The sequence below is a fragment of the Peptacetobacter sp. AB845 genome, assembly GCF_047528295.1.
In the GTDB taxonomy this organism is placed as follows: domain Bacteria; phylum Bacillota; class Clostridia; order Peptostreptococcales; family Peptostreptococcaceae; genus Peptacetobacter.
In genome coordinates this window covers 452,619-470,709 of sequence record NZ_CP180001.1, presented here as the reverse complement: position 1 = coordinate 470,709, position 18,091 = coordinate 452,619, and the positions used below count along the sequence as shown (strand labels likewise).

The 18,091-nt window shown below is 36.7% G+C and carries 13 protein-coding genes, 3 tRNA genes, 4 rRNA genes and 1 other annotated feature; of the genes, 19 read left to right on the top strand and 1 reads right to left on the bottom strand.

Annotated elements, in window-relative coordinates; genetic code table 11:
* Positions 1-2: 2 nt before the first annotated feature.
* Positions 3-2,453: a DNA gyrase subunit A gene (gyrA, locus tag ACK2WO_RS02380; protein WP_414698246.1), complete on the top strand. Its 2,451-nt coding sequence runs from the start codon at positions 3-5 to the stop codon at positions 2,451-2,453.
* 51 nt (positions 2,454-2,504) lie between these two features.
* Here gyrA and ACK2WO_RS02375 read toward each other — a convergent pair whose 3' ends face one another.
* Positions 2,505-4,625, bottom strand: coding sequence for a CocE/NonD family hydrolase (locus ACK2WO_RS02375; RefSeq protein ID WP_414698245.1), 2,121 nt, complete (start codon positions 4,623-4,625; stop codon positions 2,505-2,507).
* A 294-nt stretch (positions 4,626-4,919) separates the two neighbouring features.
* Here ACK2WO_RS02375 and ACK2WO_RS02370 point away from each other — a divergent pair, with 294 nt between their 5' ends.
* From ACK2WO_RS02370 to ACK2WO_RS02285, 18 genes are all read left to right on the top strand, one after another.
* A complete protein-coding gene (locus ACK2WO_RS02370; RefSeq protein ID WP_040410702.1) occupies positions 4,920-6,194 on the top strand; it encodes a double-cubane-cluster-containing anaerobic reductase in 1,275 nt (424 codons plus the stop codon).
* A 73-nt stretch (positions 6,195-6,267) separates the two neighbouring features.
* On the top strand, positions 6,268-6,522 hold the full coding sequence (locus ACK2WO_RS02365) for a DUF3343 domain-containing protein (protein ID WP_414698244.1): 255 nt from the start codon (positions 6,268-6,270) through the stop codon (positions 6,520-6,522).
* A gap of 107 nt (positions 6,523-6,629) precedes the next feature.
* On the top strand, positions 6,630-7,904 hold the full coding sequence (locus tag ACK2WO_RS02360; protein WP_414697469.1) for a transposase: 1,275 nt from the start codon (positions 6,630-6,632) through the stop codon (positions 7,902-7,904).
* A gap of 90 nt (positions 7,905-7,994) precedes the next feature.
* Complete coding sequence (locus tag ACK2WO_RS02355; protein ID WP_414697468.1) at positions 7,995-8,222, top strand: hypothetical protein; 228 nt, start codon at positions 7,995-7,997, stop codon at positions 8,220-8,222.
* A gap of 218 nt (positions 8,223-8,440) precedes the next feature.
* On the top strand, positions 8,441-8,785 hold the full coding sequence (locus ACK2WO_RS02350) for a YtxH domain-containing protein (protein WP_178412376.1): 345 nt from the start codon (positions 8,441-8,443) through the stop codon (positions 8,783-8,785).
* A 3-nt stretch (positions 8,786-8,788) separates the two neighbouring features.
* Positions 8,789-9,097 (top strand): DUF948 domain-containing protein, encoded by a 309-nt coding sequence (locus tag ACK2WO_RS02345; RefSeq protein WP_178412377.1) that lies wholly within the window; start codon positions 8,789-8,791, stop codon positions 9,095-9,097.
* A gap of 47 nt (positions 9,098-9,144) precedes the next feature.
* Positions 9,145-9,462 carry an anti-sigma factor antagonist gene (locus ACK2WO_RS02340; protein ID WP_178412378.1) on the top strand — a complete coding sequence of 106 codons (318 nt, stop codon included), beginning with the start codon at positions 9,145-9,147 and terminating at the stop codon, positions 9,460-9,462.
* Positions 9,463-9,486: 24 nt separating this feature from the next.
* Positions 9,487-9,873, top strand: a complete 387-nt coding sequence (locus ACK2WO_RS02335; RefSeq protein WP_300528165.1) for an ATP-binding protein — start codon at positions 9,487-9,489, stop codon at positions 9,871-9,873.
* Positions 9,873-10,640, top strand: coding sequence for a SigB/SigF/SigG family RNA polymerase sigma factor (locus ACK2WO_RS02330; protein ID WP_178412379.1), 768 nt, complete (start codon positions 9,873-9,875; stop codon positions 10,638-10,640). The genes ACK2WO_RS02335 and ACK2WO_RS02330 overlap by 1 nt, the downstream gene beginning before the upstream one ends.
* A 208-nt stretch (positions 10,641-10,848) precedes the next feature.
* The gene (locus ACK2WO_RS02325) at positions 10,849-11,199 is read left to right on the top strand and encodes a carboxymuconolactone decarboxylase family protein (RefSeq protein WP_040410701.1); all 351 of its coding nucleotides are present in this window, start codon (positions 10,849-10,851) and stop codon (positions 11,197-11,199) included.
* Positions 11,200-11,426: 227 nt separating this feature from the next.
* Positions 11,427-11,543 (top strand): 5S ribosomal RNA (gene rrf / locus ACK2WO_RS02320).
* Between the two features lie 6 nt (positions 11,544-11,549).
* Positions 11,550-11,639: transfer RNA gene (locus ACK2WO_RS02315), tRNA-Leu, on the top strand.
* Positions 11,640-11,654: 15 nt separating this feature from the next.
* Positions 11,655-11,731 (top strand) — tRNA-Ile (locus tag ACK2WO_RS02310).
* Between the two features lie 196 nt (positions 11,732-11,927).
* Positions 11,928-13,430 (top strand): 16S ribosomal RNA (locus tag ACK2WO_RS02305).
* 52 nt (positions 13,431-13,482) lie between these two features.
* Positions 13,483-13,558: transfer RNA gene (locus ACK2WO_RS02300), tRNA-Ala, on the top strand.
* Between the two features lie 103 nt (positions 13,559-13,661).
* Positions 13,662-16,563: ribosomal RNA gene (locus ACK2WO_RS02295) — 23S ribosomal RNA — on the top strand.
* Between the two features lie 68 nt (positions 16,564-16,631).
* Positions 16,632-16,748, top strand: a 5S ribosomal RNA gene (rrf, locus tag ACK2WO_RS02290).
* The 16S, 23S and 5S rRNA genes sit together here with 3 tRNA genes alongside, the layout of an rRNA operon.
* A gap of 61 nt (positions 16,749-16,809) precedes the next feature.
* Positions 16,810-17,616 (top strand): mechanosensitive ion channel family protein, encoded by an 807-nt coding sequence (locus tag ACK2WO_RS02285; RefSeq protein ID WP_414698243.1) that lies wholly within the window; start codon positions 16,810-16,812, stop codon positions 17,614-17,616.
* A gap of 165 nt (positions 17,617-17,781) precedes the next feature.
* Positions 17,782-17,995: a binding site (T-box leader), on the top strand.
* Positions 17,996-18,091: the final 96 nt, after the last annotated feature.

Here is an 18,091-nt window from a genome sequence, read left to right as displayed (position 1 = left end):
AAATGCAGGACGAAAAAAATACTAGCAGAATACTTCCGATAGAAATAGCTAGTGAGATGAAAAAATCTTACATAGAATACTCAATGAGCGTTATCGTCGGGCGTGCTCTTCCAGATGTAAGAGATGGATTAAAACCAGTTCATAGAAGAATACTTTATTCTATGAATGAATTAAATCTTTCTCCAGATAAACCATATAGAAAATCAGCCCGTATCGTCGGGGACGTTCTAGGTAAGTACCACCCACATGGGGATAGTTCAGTATATATGGCAATGGTTAAAATGGCTCAGGACTTCTCAACAAGAGTTCCTCTAGTTGATGGTCATGGGAACTTTGGTTCAGTAGATGGGGACTCACCTGCTGCAATGCGTTATACTGAAGCCAGAATGAGTAAATTATCGATGGAATTACTTAGAGATATAGATAAAGAAACTGTAGACTTTGGGCCAAACTTTGATGAGTCTTTAAAAGAACCACTAGTTCTTCCAGCTAGATTCCCTAACTTATTAGTAAATGGATCTAATGGGATAGCAGTTGGTATGGCTACATCTATACCTCCACACAACTTAGGAGAAGTAATAGATGCTACAGTTCATTTAATAGATAGACCAGATGCAGATGTTGAGGAATTAATGGGATATGTTAAAGGGCCTGACTTCCCAACTGGTGCAATAATAATGGGAACTGAAAGTATAAAAGAAGCCTACAGAACAGGTAGAGGTAAGATAAAAGTTAGAGCTAGAGCTGAAATAGAAGAACTTCCAAAAGGAAAACAGCAGATAGTTGTAACAGAAATACCATATCAGGTAAATAAAGCAAGATTGGTTGAAAGAATAGCTGAGCTTGTAAAAGATAAGAAAATCGAAGGTATATCAGACCTTAGAGATGAAAGTAACAGAAATGGTATGAGAATAGTTATAGAGCTTAAGAGAGATGTAAATGCAAACATCATATTAAACAATCTATACAAACATTCTCAGATGGAAGAAACTATAAGTGTTATTATGATAGCACTTGTAAATGGAGAGCCAAAATGTTTAAATCTTAAAGAAGTTATTCACTATTACATAGAACATCAGAAAGATGTTGTAACAAGAAGAACTAAATACGAGCTAAACAAAGCAGAAGCTAGAGCTCATATTTTAGAAGGTTTAAAAATAGCATTAGATAATATAGATGCTGTAATAGAAACAATAAGATCTTCAAAAACTTCTTCAGAAGCTAAAGAAAAATTAGTTGAAAGATTCGGTTTAACAGAAATACAGGCTCAGGCAATCCTTGAAATGAGACTTAATAGACTTACAGGATTAGAAAGAGAAAAAATAGATGCCGAATACGATGAATTAATGAAAAAAATAGCTGAATTAAAAGAAATACTTGCAAGTGAAGAGGTATTACTTGGAGTAATCAAAGATGAAATAATAGAAATAAAAAATAAATATACTGATGAAAGAAGAACTGAAATTCAGCATGCTGAAGGTGAAATAGATGTTATAGACCTTATAGATGAAGAAGAAATAGCTATAACTCTTACTCACTTTGGTTATATAAAAAGACTTCCTGCAGATACTTACAGAAGCCAGAAGAGAGGCGGAAGAGGAATATCTGCTCTTACAACAAGAGAAGAAGATTTCGTAAAACATCTAATAAGTACAACTACTCATAGTAGATTATTATTCTTCACTAACAGAGGTAGAGTATTTAGATTAAATGCATACGAAATACCAGAAGGAAAGAGACAGGCTAAGGGAACTGCAATAGTAAATCTACTTCAGCTTGGACCTGGAGAAAAAATTGCTACTCTAATAGATGTAGATGGCAAAGAAGAAAATAAATACCTTCTAATAGCTACTAAGAAGGGTATGGTTAAAAAGACTAAGATAAGCGACTTCAAAAATATCAATAAATCTGGATTAATCTCAATAGGTCTTAAAGAAGGCGATGAGGTTATAGGAGTTAAATTAACTGATGGCGAACAGGATGTTATGCTTGTAACTAGAAAAGGTATGTCTATCAGATTCTCTGAAAAAGATGTTAGAGGTATGGGAAGAACTGCTATGGGTGTTAAAGGTATTACACTTGGCGAGGGAGATACAGTTGTATCTATGAGCTTAGCTAGTGAAGGTACTGATATGCTTGTAGTAAGTGAAAATGGATTTGGAAAGAGAACAGACCTTGAAGAATACAGAAGTCAGATAAGAGCTGGTAAAGGTATAAAAACTTATAACATATCTGAAAAAACTGGCTCAATTGTAGGTGCTGAAATGGTATCTGAAGATGATGAAATGATGATAATAAACTCTGATGGAGTTTTAATAAGAATCAAAGTAAACGAAATATCTATATTTGGAAGGGTAACTAGTGGAGTTAAACTTATGAATGTAGATGAAGAAGTTAGCATAGTATCTATAGCAAAAATAACTACTGATGAAGAAGATGAAGTAGAAGAATAGATAAAATTAAGGGGTATGCTTGGTTAAAGAGCATACCCCTTTTCTTATATATTATTTTATAGTTATTTCAAGATTATTATTTTCTGCTGTTATAGGAAGTGTTGCATTTACAGAAGTATTGTCTATTTCAACTGAATAAGTTTTGTGTATTAAGCAGTTTACAGGGTCTTCTGTTGTTATAACTAGTGCAAGGCTATGACCAGGTTTAACAGTATATCTAGTTGCATTTAGATATATGTTGTATTCATGATATTCACCTTTTTTAAGCTCTATGCTATTTGTAGCAGTTTCTGGTTCATATCCAGCTTCTGGGTTACAAAGGTCTGCATAAGCACGAGTTATTGGGCGGTAATTTTTGTGAACAGTTTCAAATTCACAAAGGTCAAATGCTGGTAAATCTCCACCATTTATTACACCATTTTCCTGAACTTTTACAACAGGTATTACATTTCTTTCTGGGTCTACTGTCTGTATACTATCAAATTTTTCGTCGCATACATCGTATAACATAGCTACTAGTTTAACGTCGTCCATTCTTCCAGTAACTTTAGAATCTCCAAGTTTCATAGTTAAAGAGTCCGCATCATTTCTATTTTCTGGATTAAAGTTATTTTCTATATCTCCATCTTTTAATGCAGCTTTTAAATTTAAGTGAACTGTTCCTTGGATAGTAAGTTCTTCATCAAGAGGAGCTGTTACAAAACGTTTATTCATATTTGAAGATTTAAGACTCATAGCTTCGTCGAAGTTTTCAGCACAAACACCAGCTGCTTCCCAATCAGTGTCTATTACAGATACACCTGATTCAGCACTTTCTAGTTTCATAGAGAATGCAGTTTCCCAAGAATCGCAAGCTTCCCATTTGTTCTGGTTGTAGTTTGTCTGAACTAAAACTTCTGGCATTTCTTCTGCACAGTTGTCTAAATCATATAAATAATGAGATATCCATTTATTTACTATATCATCATAGAAGTTTCCGTCTATAAGTATTCCGTAGTTTTTATTTGCCATAGTAGGAGTTATATGTGGACCCTGATGAACTATTGTTTTAACTGTCTGTCCTGATTTTTTATATGCTTTGTACATCATTTCAAACTGTTTTGTAGATACGTTTTCGTCGTTTAATCCCTGAACTATTAAAGCACTACATTTAATTTTATCGTAGTTTAGACGATAGTTTCCAGCACCCCAGAATTCTTCATCATAATCAGAACCACAGCTTAACTGCTGAAGGCTAAGTTCATGGTGGAATGCAGCAATATCATCTAATTCTTTTTCAGATAATGTTTCATCGTTGTATCTACTTGAGCAGAAGTAAGCAAGGAAGCTATTTAAAACTTCTTTTGGCCAATAACGCTGAGAACCCTGCATATTCTGCTGGCTGTACCAGTCAGATATTCCAGCAACTGGAACTATTGTTTTAAGCCCCTCAACACCTGTTGTAGCAACTGCAAAAGGCATAGTTCCCGCATAAGATCTACCTGTCATAGCTACATTTCCGTTAGACCAATCAGCTTTTGTTTCTATTGTACCTTCTCTATCTGCATAAGCAACACGATCTCCGTGAAGCCATTCAACAACAGATTTAAAAGCATCTCTTTCAAATTCAGAACCAACAAAGTTGAATCCATCAGAACCAAGAGCTCCAAATCCTGCACTTATGATTACAGCGAAACCACGAACAAGGTAGTAGTTGAAGTTTTCAAGGTTTTCATATACCATGTTGTCGTTATTTCCTTTGTCTTTGTAATACCAATCAGAAGCATTTGATTTTAATGCAAGATCCATAGCACTTATAGAACCTGTAGGTATACGAGCTGGAACTTCTTTTTTAAGGTCTGCAAAGTCAAATTTTCTATATTCTTTTTCTGCAACTTCTTTCATATGGTCGTAACCATCTTCGTTTACACCAGCGCAGTATGGACGAGCTTCAAATAAAGATGCTGCTTTGTAGTTTCCTTCAACAGCACTTTTAGGAACCTGTATAAGAGTTTTTATAAGATCTCTTTTTCCATCTCCATCCATGTCATAGTCTGATTCAACGTACACACAGTATCTTACTATTTCTGAAGTAGTTGGATCGTAATTTTCTCCTGTTTTCCCATCTGTGAAAGGAAATACAGGCTGAGCCATTCCGTTTTCAAATACTGGAACTTTACTATATTTAGTCATAACTTTTCTCCCCCTTTGACTATAAGTATAAATATTTTATTCAACAATAAAATGTTTACAAAAATAGTATAGATTTTATCGAAAAATTAGTCAACATTGCAAATTAGATTAAAAAAGTCTGGTATAGCATTAATCTATATTGTTATAAATCTATATTGTTATAAACGATAGTATTTTCAAGCACTTCAATTGAAAATCATAAAGGAATTGTGTTAAATTTAAAATGTCAGATATTTTGAATACGTTTGTTTAGTAAATATCTAAAAAATTATGTTTTTAAGGGGGATTTTAAAAATGGCAGATTATCATAAAATGTGGGAAGATCTAGGTATGGATCTTGAAACTCATGACCAATTATGTGAAGTATTACCTCAGGCTTTTGGAGATGTTTATTTATCTCAGGAAAACCGTCCAGAATCAATGGATTACTATGATTTTGTAGTATCTGAAATACACGGTGTTAGACCAGCAGAACTAGTTGAACATCAGAAAAACGGTGGAAAAGTATTCGGTACTTTCTGTGTTTATGTTCCAGATGAAATAGTATTTGCAGCTAAAGCAATAGCTACAGGTCTTTGCGGTGGTTCTCAGTTCTGGGTACCAGGTGGAGAAAAAGTTCTTCCATCTAATACATGTCCATTAATAAAAGCATCAGTAGGTGCTAGATTAGATAGAACATGTCCATTCTTCCGTATAGCAGATATGTACGTTGGAGAAACTACTTGTGATGGAAAGAAAAAAGCATGGGAAATATTAGCTGAAGATGTCCCTGTTCATGTAATGGATTTACCTCAGATGAAGAGAGAAAAAGATATAAAAGCTTGGGCTGAAGAAATAAAAGACTTCAAAAAAGTTGTTGAAGAAGTAACTGGAAATGAAGTAACAGCAGAAAGCTTAGGAGAAAGTATAAAACTTATAAACGATAAGAGAAGAGCTCTTAAACGTCTATATGAATTAAGAAAAAATGAAAAATTACCAATAAGTGGTAAAGACGTATTATTAATATCTCAGATAGCATTCTACGATGATCCAACTCGTTTCACTCAGATGACTAATAAACTTTGTGACGAATTAGAAAAGAGAGTAGAAGAAGGTGTTAGTGTATTCCCAGAAGGAACTAAGAGAATACTTCTAACTGGTACTCCTTTAGCTATACCAAACTGGAAAATACACAACATAATAGAAACTAGTGGTGGAGCAGTTGTATGTGAAGAAATGTGTACTGGTGCTAGATACTTTGAAAACTTAGTAGACGAAACTCAGACAGATTTAGATGGACAGATAGATGCTCTTGCTAATAGATACATGGGTATAAACTGTGCATGCTTCACTCCAAATAGAGCTAGAATAGATGATATAATAAGATACGCTAAAGAATACAATGTTGACGGTGTTATAGATGTTAACTTAAAATTCTGCAGTACTTACGATGTTGAAGGATTCCTAGTAGAAAGAGAACTTAAAAAAGCAGGAATACCAGTTCTTGGAATAGAAACTGATTACACAGACAGTGATGCTCAGCAGATGAGAACAAGAGTAAGTGCTTTCATAGAAATGCTTGAAAAATAATATATTATTGTTAGAATAATAGTATATTATCATAGAGAACAGATTGTTCTTTAAAGCAAAGGAAATGATGTAAATGAAACAGTATTATGTGCTTTTTAACAACCATGAAAATGGTATGAGATTAAAAAAAGAACTAAATAATGCAAAGATAAAAGCGGTCATAGCTCCAACACCTAGAAAGCTTAGTAAATGTTGCGGAATTTCTCTTATGATTGAAGAGAAAGATATTGAGAGCATAAGAAAAATTGCAGAAGAAAAGAAAATAGAGATTTTGGAAATTGACTGGATTGAAAAAGACTTTAACGCATCTAGAGATAGATATTGCTAAAGTAAATTTAAAAAATTTTATAGAGTTATATAAGGAGATTCCTTTAGAAGGGAGTCTCCTTTTTTATTCCTAAGGAAATTATAATAATTTAAAATTGTGGAAAACTTATGTACAATAGTAATATGAATGTATTGAAGAAACAAAAAGATGAAAAAATCATTAAGAAAATATTAAAAAATCACTTTGAAGAATTCAAACTAAAATATTGGAATAAAGTTAGAAGAGAAATGAGAGATCAGATAGAAAATACTGTAATAAAGGCTTTAAATTGTGGAAATATAGAGAACGGATATATAAAACACAAATGTATAGACTGTGGAGAAGAGTATATCCAAGGGTTCACTTGTAAAAGTAAGTTTTGTACAAAGTGTGGAAGAAAATATTCTATGGAATGGGCAGAAAAACAGGTAGAAAATATGCTTGATGTTTCTCATAGACATGCAGTTTTCACAATTCCGGAGGAGTTGAGAGTTTATTTCTACAGAAAGCGAGAGCTTTTAAAAGATTTACAAGATGCTACATATGAGGTATTAGATAGTTTTCATAAAAATAAAACAAAGGGAAATTATGAATTAGGGGTAATTGCTGTAGTACACACCTTTGGTGGAGATTTAAAATGGAATCCTCATATACACGCCTTATACACCGAAGGTGGAATAGATAGAAATAATAAGTGGTTCAAAAAATTAGATTTCATACCATATACATATATGAAAAAGGTATGGCGAAAGTTGGTACTAGATATAATAAAAAACAATTTTAGCGATAGAAAAACTAAAAATTTGATAAATAAGCTATATAAGAAAGAATTCTATGTAAATGCAGAAAGACGTTTAACTAATATAAAACAGGCAACTCAATATATAGGTAGATATTTGGCTAGACCAGCTATCGCTGAATATAGAATAATTAATTACGATGGAAAAAATGTAACTTACTGGTATGAAAACAAAAAACCTAAGGAAAAAAGAGAAATAACTGTAAATGTATTAGAATTTATAGGTAAAATAACCCAACATATTCACCCGAAGGGTTTTAGAGTTGCAAGAAGATACGGTCTATATTCAAGAATAAAAAATAAATTAAGCATAGAAATATTGAAGTTATATAACTTTATGAGACACAGAAATATATCTAAGCTGATAAAAAAGAAGAATACAGTAAAGAAAAATTTTAAAGATAGATTGATAGAATCATTTGGAGTAAATCCTTATATTTGTAAAAATTGTGGAAAAGACATGATTCTATGGGAAATATGGCATTATAAATATGGATTAATATATAATGCACTAGATAAATCAAATTATAAAAGAATAATCTACGAAGAAATTATAGAAAAAGAAATTTCTTTGAATACAACAACACAAATAGAATTATTTTAAAAGTCTATTAATAAATAGGCTAGCTTTGCTATACTCAAATATAAATAATAGTGTATAATTAGTGTAATTAAAATTATTAGGAGAAATAGTATGTTAAAAGAATTAGAAGAAATGAGTAAAGGACAAAAGTTATATAATTATGAATGTAAGTCTTGTGGATTTGAAAAAGGAGTACCAGAATTTATAGTAGAAGAATTAAGACAAGATGCATTCTTTTCATCAGGAGCGATAGCTTCGCTAAATGAAAAAAATATGCCAGAATTAATTTGTCCTAATTGTGGAGCTAAATTTGAATACAAAAAAACTGACGACCGTTAGGTGTCAGTAAAGGTACTGTCACAAGAACACCTTTTAAAGGTGTTCTGTGGCAGTATTTTTTTATTAAAAAGCATCGAATTATTTTGGAATATAAAATCACTTTTGAATGAATAAAATATAATTATTTTTTGTTAGGAGTAGCAATAGTTTTTATAATTAAGTTATAGTTTTATATGTTATAATAATCGTATACGAAAAAAGAGAGGAGCTGATTTTCAATGAGCGGCAAAAAAGGTGGATTGATGATATTTGGTGCAATAGTAGGTTTTGTAGCAGGACTATTTTTAGCACCTAAAAAAGGATCTGAACTTAGAAGGGACGCTAAAGAAAAATTTGACGATATAAAAGAAAATCCAGAAGAAACATTTAAAAGTACTTTTGAGTCTATGAAAAATAAATTAGATACTTTTTCAGAAACTTTATTTGAAGTAGATGAAGATGGATACGAAGATGTTGATTTGGATGATGAAAATATAGTGATAAGCAGAACATTTAAAGAAGTGGAAGATGATATTGATGAAGATATTATCCTAGACCCAGACAAAGAAGAAGAGGAGCTTTAAAATATGAGCGCAATTGGATGGCAGGTATGTGGAGTTTTATTAGGTGTTTCTGCAATAATAATTGCTGTTTATTTAGCAAAAACTTTAAACAGTGCATCTAAAACAATAGATAATGCAAACGGACTTGTGAGTAGGGTTACAAAGATAGTAGATGAAAATGAAAAAGATTTAAATACTATTGTAAAGAGTGCAGCATCTATAACAGAAAATGTAGATAGTATAGTTGAAACTGTTACTAGTATAGGAAGTTACATAAATATATTTAGTTTTGTAAAGAAAAAAAGAAAAAATAAGAAGAAAAAAGATAAATAGAAAAAGGAAGTATTTTTAGGGATATAGTTTAAATTTGGAGGTGTGATATGTCGATAAAAATAGAGTCAGCTTTTAATTTAGAAGAGAATATGTGGAATGTTGCTCTTATTGGAGAACTTGATGTTTCTAGTGCAGAAGTATTTAAAAAATCTCTTAATGATCTTGTTGACGAAAATTCTCAGGATATAAAGATAGACTTAGATAGACTTGAGTATATAGATTCAACTGGATTAGGAGTAATGGTAGGCGTGCTAAAAAGATTGAAAGTCAATGGTAAGGGTATATACCTTAGTAATCCTAAAAGTAACGTAAGAAAGATATTAGAAATTACGGGACTTGATAAAATTTTTAATGTGGAGGGATAAAAATTGACTTATGAAACTATAAAAATGGAGATAAGTTCAAATCCAGAATATGTGAGTATTATAAGACTTACTACTTCAGGAATAGCTAATAAAATTGGTTTTTCAATAGATGATATAGAAGATATGAAAGTTGCTGTTTCTGAAGCATGTACTAATGCTATAAAGCATAGTGATGATGATAAATTTTTTATAACATTTAAAATGTTTGAATCTGGAATTTGTATAGAGATAAAAGACAACGGAAGAGGTTGTGATGTTGAGGCTATAAAGGAGCCTGATTTAGATATGCCTAAGGAAAGTGGTTTAGGTCTGTTTATAATAAAGACATTAATGGACGAAGTAAGTATAGAATCAATAGAAAATGAAGGTACAGTTATTAGAATGACTAAATATTTAGGAGCTGATATTTAATGAAAAGTGTAGCAGGAGCTGCAAACTACCTGGACATGGATACAAAAGAGCTTTTCAGACTGTACAGCGATAACAAGGATATTGATATAAGAAATATTCTAATAGAAAGACATCTTTATCTAGCTAGAATACTTGCTAAAAAATATATAAATAAGGGTGTAGATTATGAAGATATATACCAAGTAGCTTCACTTGCTCTTATTTATGCAATTGATAGATATGATATTAGTAAAGGGTTTGAATTTTCTAGTTTTGCTACTCCTACTATAATAGGAGAGATTAAAAAGTATTTTAGAGATAAAGTATGGACGATGAGAGTTCCTAGAAGAATTCAAGAACTTAGCAAAAAAATAAGTAATGCTAAAATAGCAATTGAGCAAGAGAAAAAAAGACATCCATCAGTTAAGGATATAGCTGAATATATAGGATGTAGAGAAGAAGATGTTCTTGAAGCTATGGAAGCTTCATATAGTTATCAGCCTGTATCACTTGATGCTTCGGGTGGAGATGATTCTGAGGACGATCTTACTCTTTCAGATAGAGTAGGAGTTGAGGAAAAGAACTTTGGCAGCATAGAACAAAAGGATTTTCTTGATAGATTTATGCAGACTTTAAATGAGCTAGAAGTTAAAATTTTAGAAGATAGATTCTTCCATAATAAAACTCAGTCTGTTATAGCAACAGAACTTAATATTTCGCAGATGACAGTATCGAGATTAGAAAAAAAGGTAGTAGAAAAGTTAAAAAAAGAATATGAAAAAATATAAGAGCTTTTGAGTGCTATTCAGTTAATGGATAGCACTTTTTATTTTATTTTTAATTTTAAAGTAATAATAGGTAAAAAATATAAGTTTTTATCTATATATAAATCGATGGTTATAATTTTAAACTATACTTATGCTAAAGTATTGAAGATAAGGTTTTCAAGTGGTAATTTCATAGTTAGAGATTATAATTTTTTAGGGGGTTCTAACTATGAAAGATGTAAGAGCAATGGCAGAAGCAACATCAAAAGGTATGGCAGATTTTGCAGCTAATAAACCAGAAATAGCACAGGGATTTGGGCAGTTTGCAGGAGCAGTTTTATCAGATGGAGCTGTAGATTTAAAAACTAAAGAACTTATAGCAGTAGGTATAGCAGCTTTCAGTAGATGTGAATACTGTATAGTAGGACATGTAAATAATGCATTTAAAGCTGGTTGTACAAAAGAAGAAATATTAGAAGCAGCTGGTGTAGCTATAGCATTTGGTGGAGGACCTGCTTCAGCATATGTAGCAACTACATTAATGGATGCTGTTAATGAATTTGAAAAAGATTACAAATAAATTAAAACTAGTTAATATGTAATTAATATAAAATATAGGTCAATGTGAAATTAATACTTTACATTGGCCTTCTTATATTATAGAATATATTTCATCACTTCAAATAATTGTAAAAATTAACTTTAAAAATTTTTAAAAAAACTTTTAAAAAAGTATTGACGATTAATAAAGAAGATGATAATATAATACTTGCGACGGCGATAAGTCGCAAAAATAAATAAAGAATATGTGGTTATTATAGAAGAGAGGATACACCTGTTCCCATTCCGAACACAGAAGTTAAGCTCTCTATCGCTGATGGTACTTAGGGCGAAGGCCCCTGGGAGAGTAGGACGTAGCCACGTATATGTGCCGAAGTGGCGGAACTGGCAGACGCACAGGACTTAAAATCCTGCGGGACTTATCCTCCCGTACCGGTTCGATTCCGGTCTTCGGCACCATATTTAATATATAGTGGACCATTAGCTCAGTTGGTTAGAGCGCCCGGCTCATAACCGGTAGGTCTGGGGTTCGAGTCCCTGATGGTCCACCACTTTAAATGAACTTTGAAAACTGAACAGCAGATATATTTAGTTCGAATAAATAATTCGAACGCCATACAAACCATGCCAGATATTTTGAGATAACATCTGAGCGGATTCAACATTGTAGAAATTTTATTTGAGCGATGGATATTTCGAATGAAAATGAGAAATATCATCGGCGACATAAATTTTCTTCGAAAATTTATTTTTGAGAGTTTGATCCTGGCTCAGGATGAACGCTGGCGGCGTGCCTAACACATGCAAGTCGAGCGATTCTCTTTGGAGAAGAGCGGCGGACGGGTGAGTAACGCGTGGGTAACCTGCCCTGTACACACGGATAACATACCGAAAGGTATGCTAATACGGGATAATATATAAGAGTCGCATGACTTTTATATCAAAGATTTTTCGGTACAGGATGGACCCGCGTCTGATTAGCTTGTTGGCGGGGTAACGGCCCACCAAGGCAACGATCAGTAGCCGACCTGAGAGGGTGATCGGCCACATTGGAACTGAGACACGGTCCAAACTCCTACGGGAGGCAGCAGTGGGGAATATTGCACAATGGGCGCAAGCCTGATGCAGCAACGCCGCGTGAGCGATGAAGGCCTTCGGGTCGTAAAGCTCTGTCCTCAAGGAAGATAATGACGGTACTTGAGGAGGAAGCCCCGGCTAACTACGTGCCAGCAGCCGCGGTAATACGTAGGGGGCTAGCGTTATCCGGATTTACTGGGCGTAAAGGGTGCGTAGGCGGTCTTTCAAGTCAGGAGTTAAAGGCTACGGCTCAACCGTAGTAAGCTCCTGATACTGTCTGACTTGAGTGCAGGAGAGGAAAGCGGAATTCCCAGTGTAGCGGTGAAATGCGTAGATATTGGGAGGAACACCAGTAGCGAAGGCGGCTTTCTGGACTGTAACTGACGCTGAGGCACGAAAGCGTGGGGAGCAAACAGGATTAGATACCCTGGTAGTCCACGCTGTAAACGATGAGTACTAGGTGTCGGAGGTTACCCCCTTCGGTGCCGCAGCTAACGCATTAAGTACTCCGCCTGGGGAGTACGCACGCAAGTGTGAAACTCAAAGGAATTGACGGGGACCCGCACAAGTAGCGGAGCATGTGGTTTAATTCGAAGCAACGCGAAGAACCTTACCTAGGCTTGACATCCTTCTGACCGAGGACTAATCTCCTCTTTCCCTCCGGGGACAGAAGTGACAGGTGGTGCATGGTTGTCGTCAGCTCGTGTCGTGAGATGTTGGGTTAAGTCCCGCAACGAGCGCAACCCTTGTCTTTAGTTGCCATCATTTAGTTGGGCACTCTAGAGAGACTGCCAGGGATAACCTGGAGGAAGGTGGGGATGACGTCAAATCATCATGCCCCTTATGCCTAGGGCTACACACGTGCTACAATGGGTGGTACAGAGGGCAGCCAAGCCGTGAGGTGGAGCAAATCCCTTAAAGCCATTCTCAGTTCGGATTGTAGGCTGAAACTCGCCTACATGAAGCTGGAGTTACTAGTAATCGCAGATCAGAATGCTGCGGTGAATGCGTTCCCGGGTCTTGTACACACCGCCCGTCACACCATGGGAGTTGGAGACACCCGAAGCCGACTATCTAACCTTTTGGGAGAAGTCGTCGAAGGTGGAATCAATAACTGGGGTGAAGTCGTAACAAGGTAGCCGTATCGGAAGGTGCGGCTGGATCACCTCCTTTCTAGGGAGAATTATCTGCTGTTCAGTTTTGAAAGTTTATACAAACTTAATATGGGGGTGTAGCTCAGTTGGGAGAGCACTTGCCTTGCAAGCAAGGGGTCAGGAGTTCGAATCTCCTCATCTCCACCATTTGTACTTTGAAAACTACATATATATTATGATATGACATCATTTATTTCCTTAATGTGATAAATAAGGACGACAACCTTATTAAAAAATGTCAAATGTAACTGGTCAAGTTATTAAGGGTGCAGGGCGGATGCCTTGGCACCGGGAGCCGATGAAGGACGTGATAAGCTGCGATAAGCTATGGGGAGTTGCACGTAAACTTTGATCCATAGATTTCCGAATGAGGAAACTCACCATGAGTAATGTCATGGTATCTTCGAGTGAATACATAGCTCGTTGAGGGGAACTCGGGGAACTGAAACATCTAAGTACCCGAAGGAAGAGAAAGAAATTCGATTCCGCTAGTAGCGGCGAGCGAACGCGGAACAGCCCAAACCTAAGAAGTTCGCTTCTTAGGGGTTGCGGACATATCATCAGGAAGAGGTTATTACAGACGAAGAGTTTTGGAAAGCTCCGCCACAGAAGGTAACAGCCCTGTAGTCGAAGTGAGAAGACTTCCGATATGATCCAGAGTACCACGGGACACGTGAAACCCCGTGGGAAGCAGGAGGGACCACCCTCCAAGGCTAAATACTACCCGGTGACCGATAGCGCATAGTACCGTGAGGGAAAGGTGAAAAGAACCCCGGGAGGGGAGTGAAATAGAACCTGAAACCCTGTACTTACAAACTGTGGAAGCACATTTCTTGTGTGACCGCGTACTTTTTGTAGAACGGGCCAACGAGTTACGTTATGCAGCAAGGTTAAGTACTTCATGTATGCAGCCGCAGCGAAAGCGAGTTTTAACTGAGCGTTTAGTTGCATGACGTAGACCCGAAACCGGGTGACCTATCCATGAGCAGGTTGAAGCGAAAGTAAAATTTCGTGGAGGACCGAACCCACGAGCGTTGAAAAGCTCGGGGATGACTTGTGGATAGCGGTGAAATTCCAATCGAACCCGGAGATAGCTGGTTCTCCCCGAAATAGCTTTAGGGCTAGCCTCAGATTCAGAGATACGGAGGTAGAGCACTGAATGTCCTAGGGGGTATTGCACCTACCGAAGACTATCAAACTCCGAATGCCGTCATCTTTTATCTGGGAGTCAGACCGTGGGTGATAAGATTCACGGTCGAGAGGGCAACAGCCCAGACCGTCGGCTAAGGTCCCCAAATGTAGGTTAAGTGGTAAAGGATGTGGGATTGCACAGACAACCAGGATGTTGGCTTAGAAGCAGCCACTCATTCAAAGAGTGCGTAATAGCTCACTGGTCGAGTGATCCTGCGCCGAAGATTTCCGGGGCTAAAACCTACTACCGAAGCCACGGCATCATTTATGATGGGTAGGGGAGCTTTCTTTACTGGGCAGAAGCATGACCGTAAGGACATGTGGACTGTAAAGAAGTGAGAATGTTGGCATGAGTAGCGAGATGTGGGTGAGAATCCCACAGGCCGTAAACCCAAGGTTTCCAGGGGAAGGTTCGTCCTCCCTGGGTTAGTCGGGACCTAAGCCGAGGCCGAAAGGCGTAGGTGATGGACAACAGGTTGAAATTCCTGTACCGCCAATAAGCGTTTGAGAAATGGGATGACACAGTAGGACAGGATGAGCGTGCTGTTGGTTATGCACGTCCAAGCACTGAGGCAGTATCCGGAGGCAAATCCACGGATACAATGCTGGGGTGTGACGGGGAGCGAAATTTAGTAGCGAAGCATCTGCATTCACACTGTCGAGAAAAGTCTCTATCGAGTTTAAAGGCGCCCGTACCGCAAACCGACACAGGTGGGTGAGGAGAGTATCCTAAGGCCAGCGAGAGAACTGTTGTTAAGGAACTCGGCAAAATGACCCCGTAACTTAGGGATAAGGGGTGCCATCGAAAGATGGCCGCAGAGAATAGGCCCAAGCGACTGTTTACCAAAAACATAGGTTTCTGCTAAGTCGCAAGACGATGTATAGGAGCTGACGCCTGCCCGGTGCTGGAAGGTTAAGGGGATCTGTTAGAGCAATCGAAGCAGTGAACTTAAGCCCCAGTAAACGGCGGCCGTAACTATAACGGTCCTAAGGTAGCGAAATTCCTTGTCGGGTAAGTTCCGACCCGCACGAAAGGCGTAACGATTTGGGCACTGTCTCAACAACAGACTCGGTGAAATTGTAATTCCGGTGAAGATGCCGGATACCTGCGACAGGACGGAAAGACCCCATGGAGCTTTACTGTAGCTTGGCATTGGGTCTTGGTACTACATGTACAGCATAGGTGGGAGGCTTTGATTCCAGGACGCCAGTTTTGGATGAGCCACCGTTGGGATACCACCCCTGTAGTACTGGGACTCTAACCAGAGGCCTTGAATCAGGTCTTGGGACACTGTCAGGCGGGCAGTTTGACTGGGGCGGTCGCCTCCCAAAAGGTAACGGAGGCGCTCAAAGGTTCTCTCAGCACGGTCGGAAATCGTGCACAGAGTGTAAAGGCATAAGAGAGCTTGATTGCAAGACATACAGGTCGAGCAAGGACGAAAGTCGGACTTAGTGATCCGGTGGTTCTGAGTGGAAGGGCCATCGCTCAACGGATAAAAGCTACCCTGGGGATAACAGGCTTATCTCCCCCAAGAGTCCACATCGACGGGGAGGTTTGGCACCTCGATGTCGGCTCATCACATCCTGGGGCTGTAGTAGGTCCCAAGGGTTGGGCTGTTCGCCCATTAAAGTGGTACGCGAGCTGGGTTCAGAACGTCGTGAGACAGTTCGGTCCCTATCCGTCGCAGGCGTAGGAAATTTGAGAGGATCTGCCCTTAGTACGAGAGGACCGGGGTGGACGTACCGCTGGTGTACCAGTTGTCTCGCCAGAGGCATGGCTGGGTAGCTATGTACGGAACGGATAAGCGCTGAAAGCATCTAAGCGCGAAGCCAGCCTCAAGATAAGATTTCCCATTCCTCGGAAGTAAGACCCCATGAAGACTACGTGGTTGATAGGTCGGAGGTGGAAGTGCAGTAATGTATGCAGCTTACCGATACTAATAGGTCGAGGACTTGACCAAGTAAATATTTGGTAATTTGATTAATATGTATGTAGTTTTCAGAGTACAATCTCTGAAAATAAAGATTATGTGGTTATTATAGAAGAGAGGATACACCTGTTCCCATTCCGAACACAGAAGTTAAGCTCTCTATCGCTGATGGTACTTGGGGCGAAGGCCCCTGGGAGAGTAGGACGTAGCCACGTAATCTTTTTTTTATGTAAAGAATAGATAGAAAATTTAAAAATTAGAGGAGAAAATTAGACGATGACAAACACGTTACAGGCATTTTTAGACACTGGTATAGAAAAAATACCTTCGCTTATATATGCTATAATATTCTTCCTTATAGGATTAATTATTGCAAAAATATGTAGAAGAACAGTTTCTAAGGTATTAAAAAAATACACTAGTGGAAAAGGATTCACTAACTTTATAGTTTATGGAGTGTATATATCTATAATAGTTGTATCTACATTAAACAGTTTAGAGATGATAGGAATAAAGACAACATCTGTTGTAACTGTTGTAGGGGCTGCAGGGTTCAGTATAGGGCTTGCATTTAAAGAGGTACTATCTAATCTAGCATCTGGATTTTTAATACTATTTTTCCAACCATTTAAAATAGGTGATTATATTCAGACATCGGATACTAATGTAGAAGGTACTGTACATGATATTCAGATATTTAGTACTATACTAAAAACAGTGGATAATAAGACAATAATAATTCCAAACTTCCAGATAACAAGTAATAATATTATTAACTATACTAATCAGAATATAAGAAGAATAGATTTCTCATTTACAGTTGATTACAATACGAATATAGGAGTATTAAAAGGTATTGTAGAAGAAATATTTGAAAAAGATTCAAGAGTATTATCAGATCCTAAACCATTAATAGGTATAAACTCTATGGGAAATAATTCGATGGAATTTGTCAGTAAGCCTTGGGTTAAGACAGAAGATTATTGGGATGCTTATTACGACCTAATGGAGGAAATAAAGAAAAAATTCGATGAAAACCATATTGTTCTTCCGCAGGTTAATGTAGTAATAAAAGGAAAATAAATGTAATAAAAACCAATTAAAAAAATTTTTTGATTGCGAAAATAGATGTAATAAAAATATAAAAAATAATATCAAAAAATTTGTAAGAAAATAAAAATAGACTAAAAATTCTCATTTTCTCTTGAAAAATAGAGATTATTATAATATAATTGGATACATAATAGTGAAAAGGCAATGAAGGAGCTAAGTAAAAAACAGTTCTGTTTTCAGAGAGTGAGTGGTCGGTGTGAACTCATATCAGTGGTTTTTGAATCTACTCTGGAGCTTCTAATCTGAAATAAGTTAGACGTATTCCTACGTTACAGGATTTTGAGAGGAATGTGCTTTTTGGTGCATTCAATTAGGGTGGCAACGCGGATAACAGATTTTCGTCCCTTTTGTAAGGGGTGAAAATCTTTTTTTATACAAAAAAACGCCCCTGAAAAACCAAATCTGTAAATTCAATACAATATAATTGAAAATTTTATATGATTTT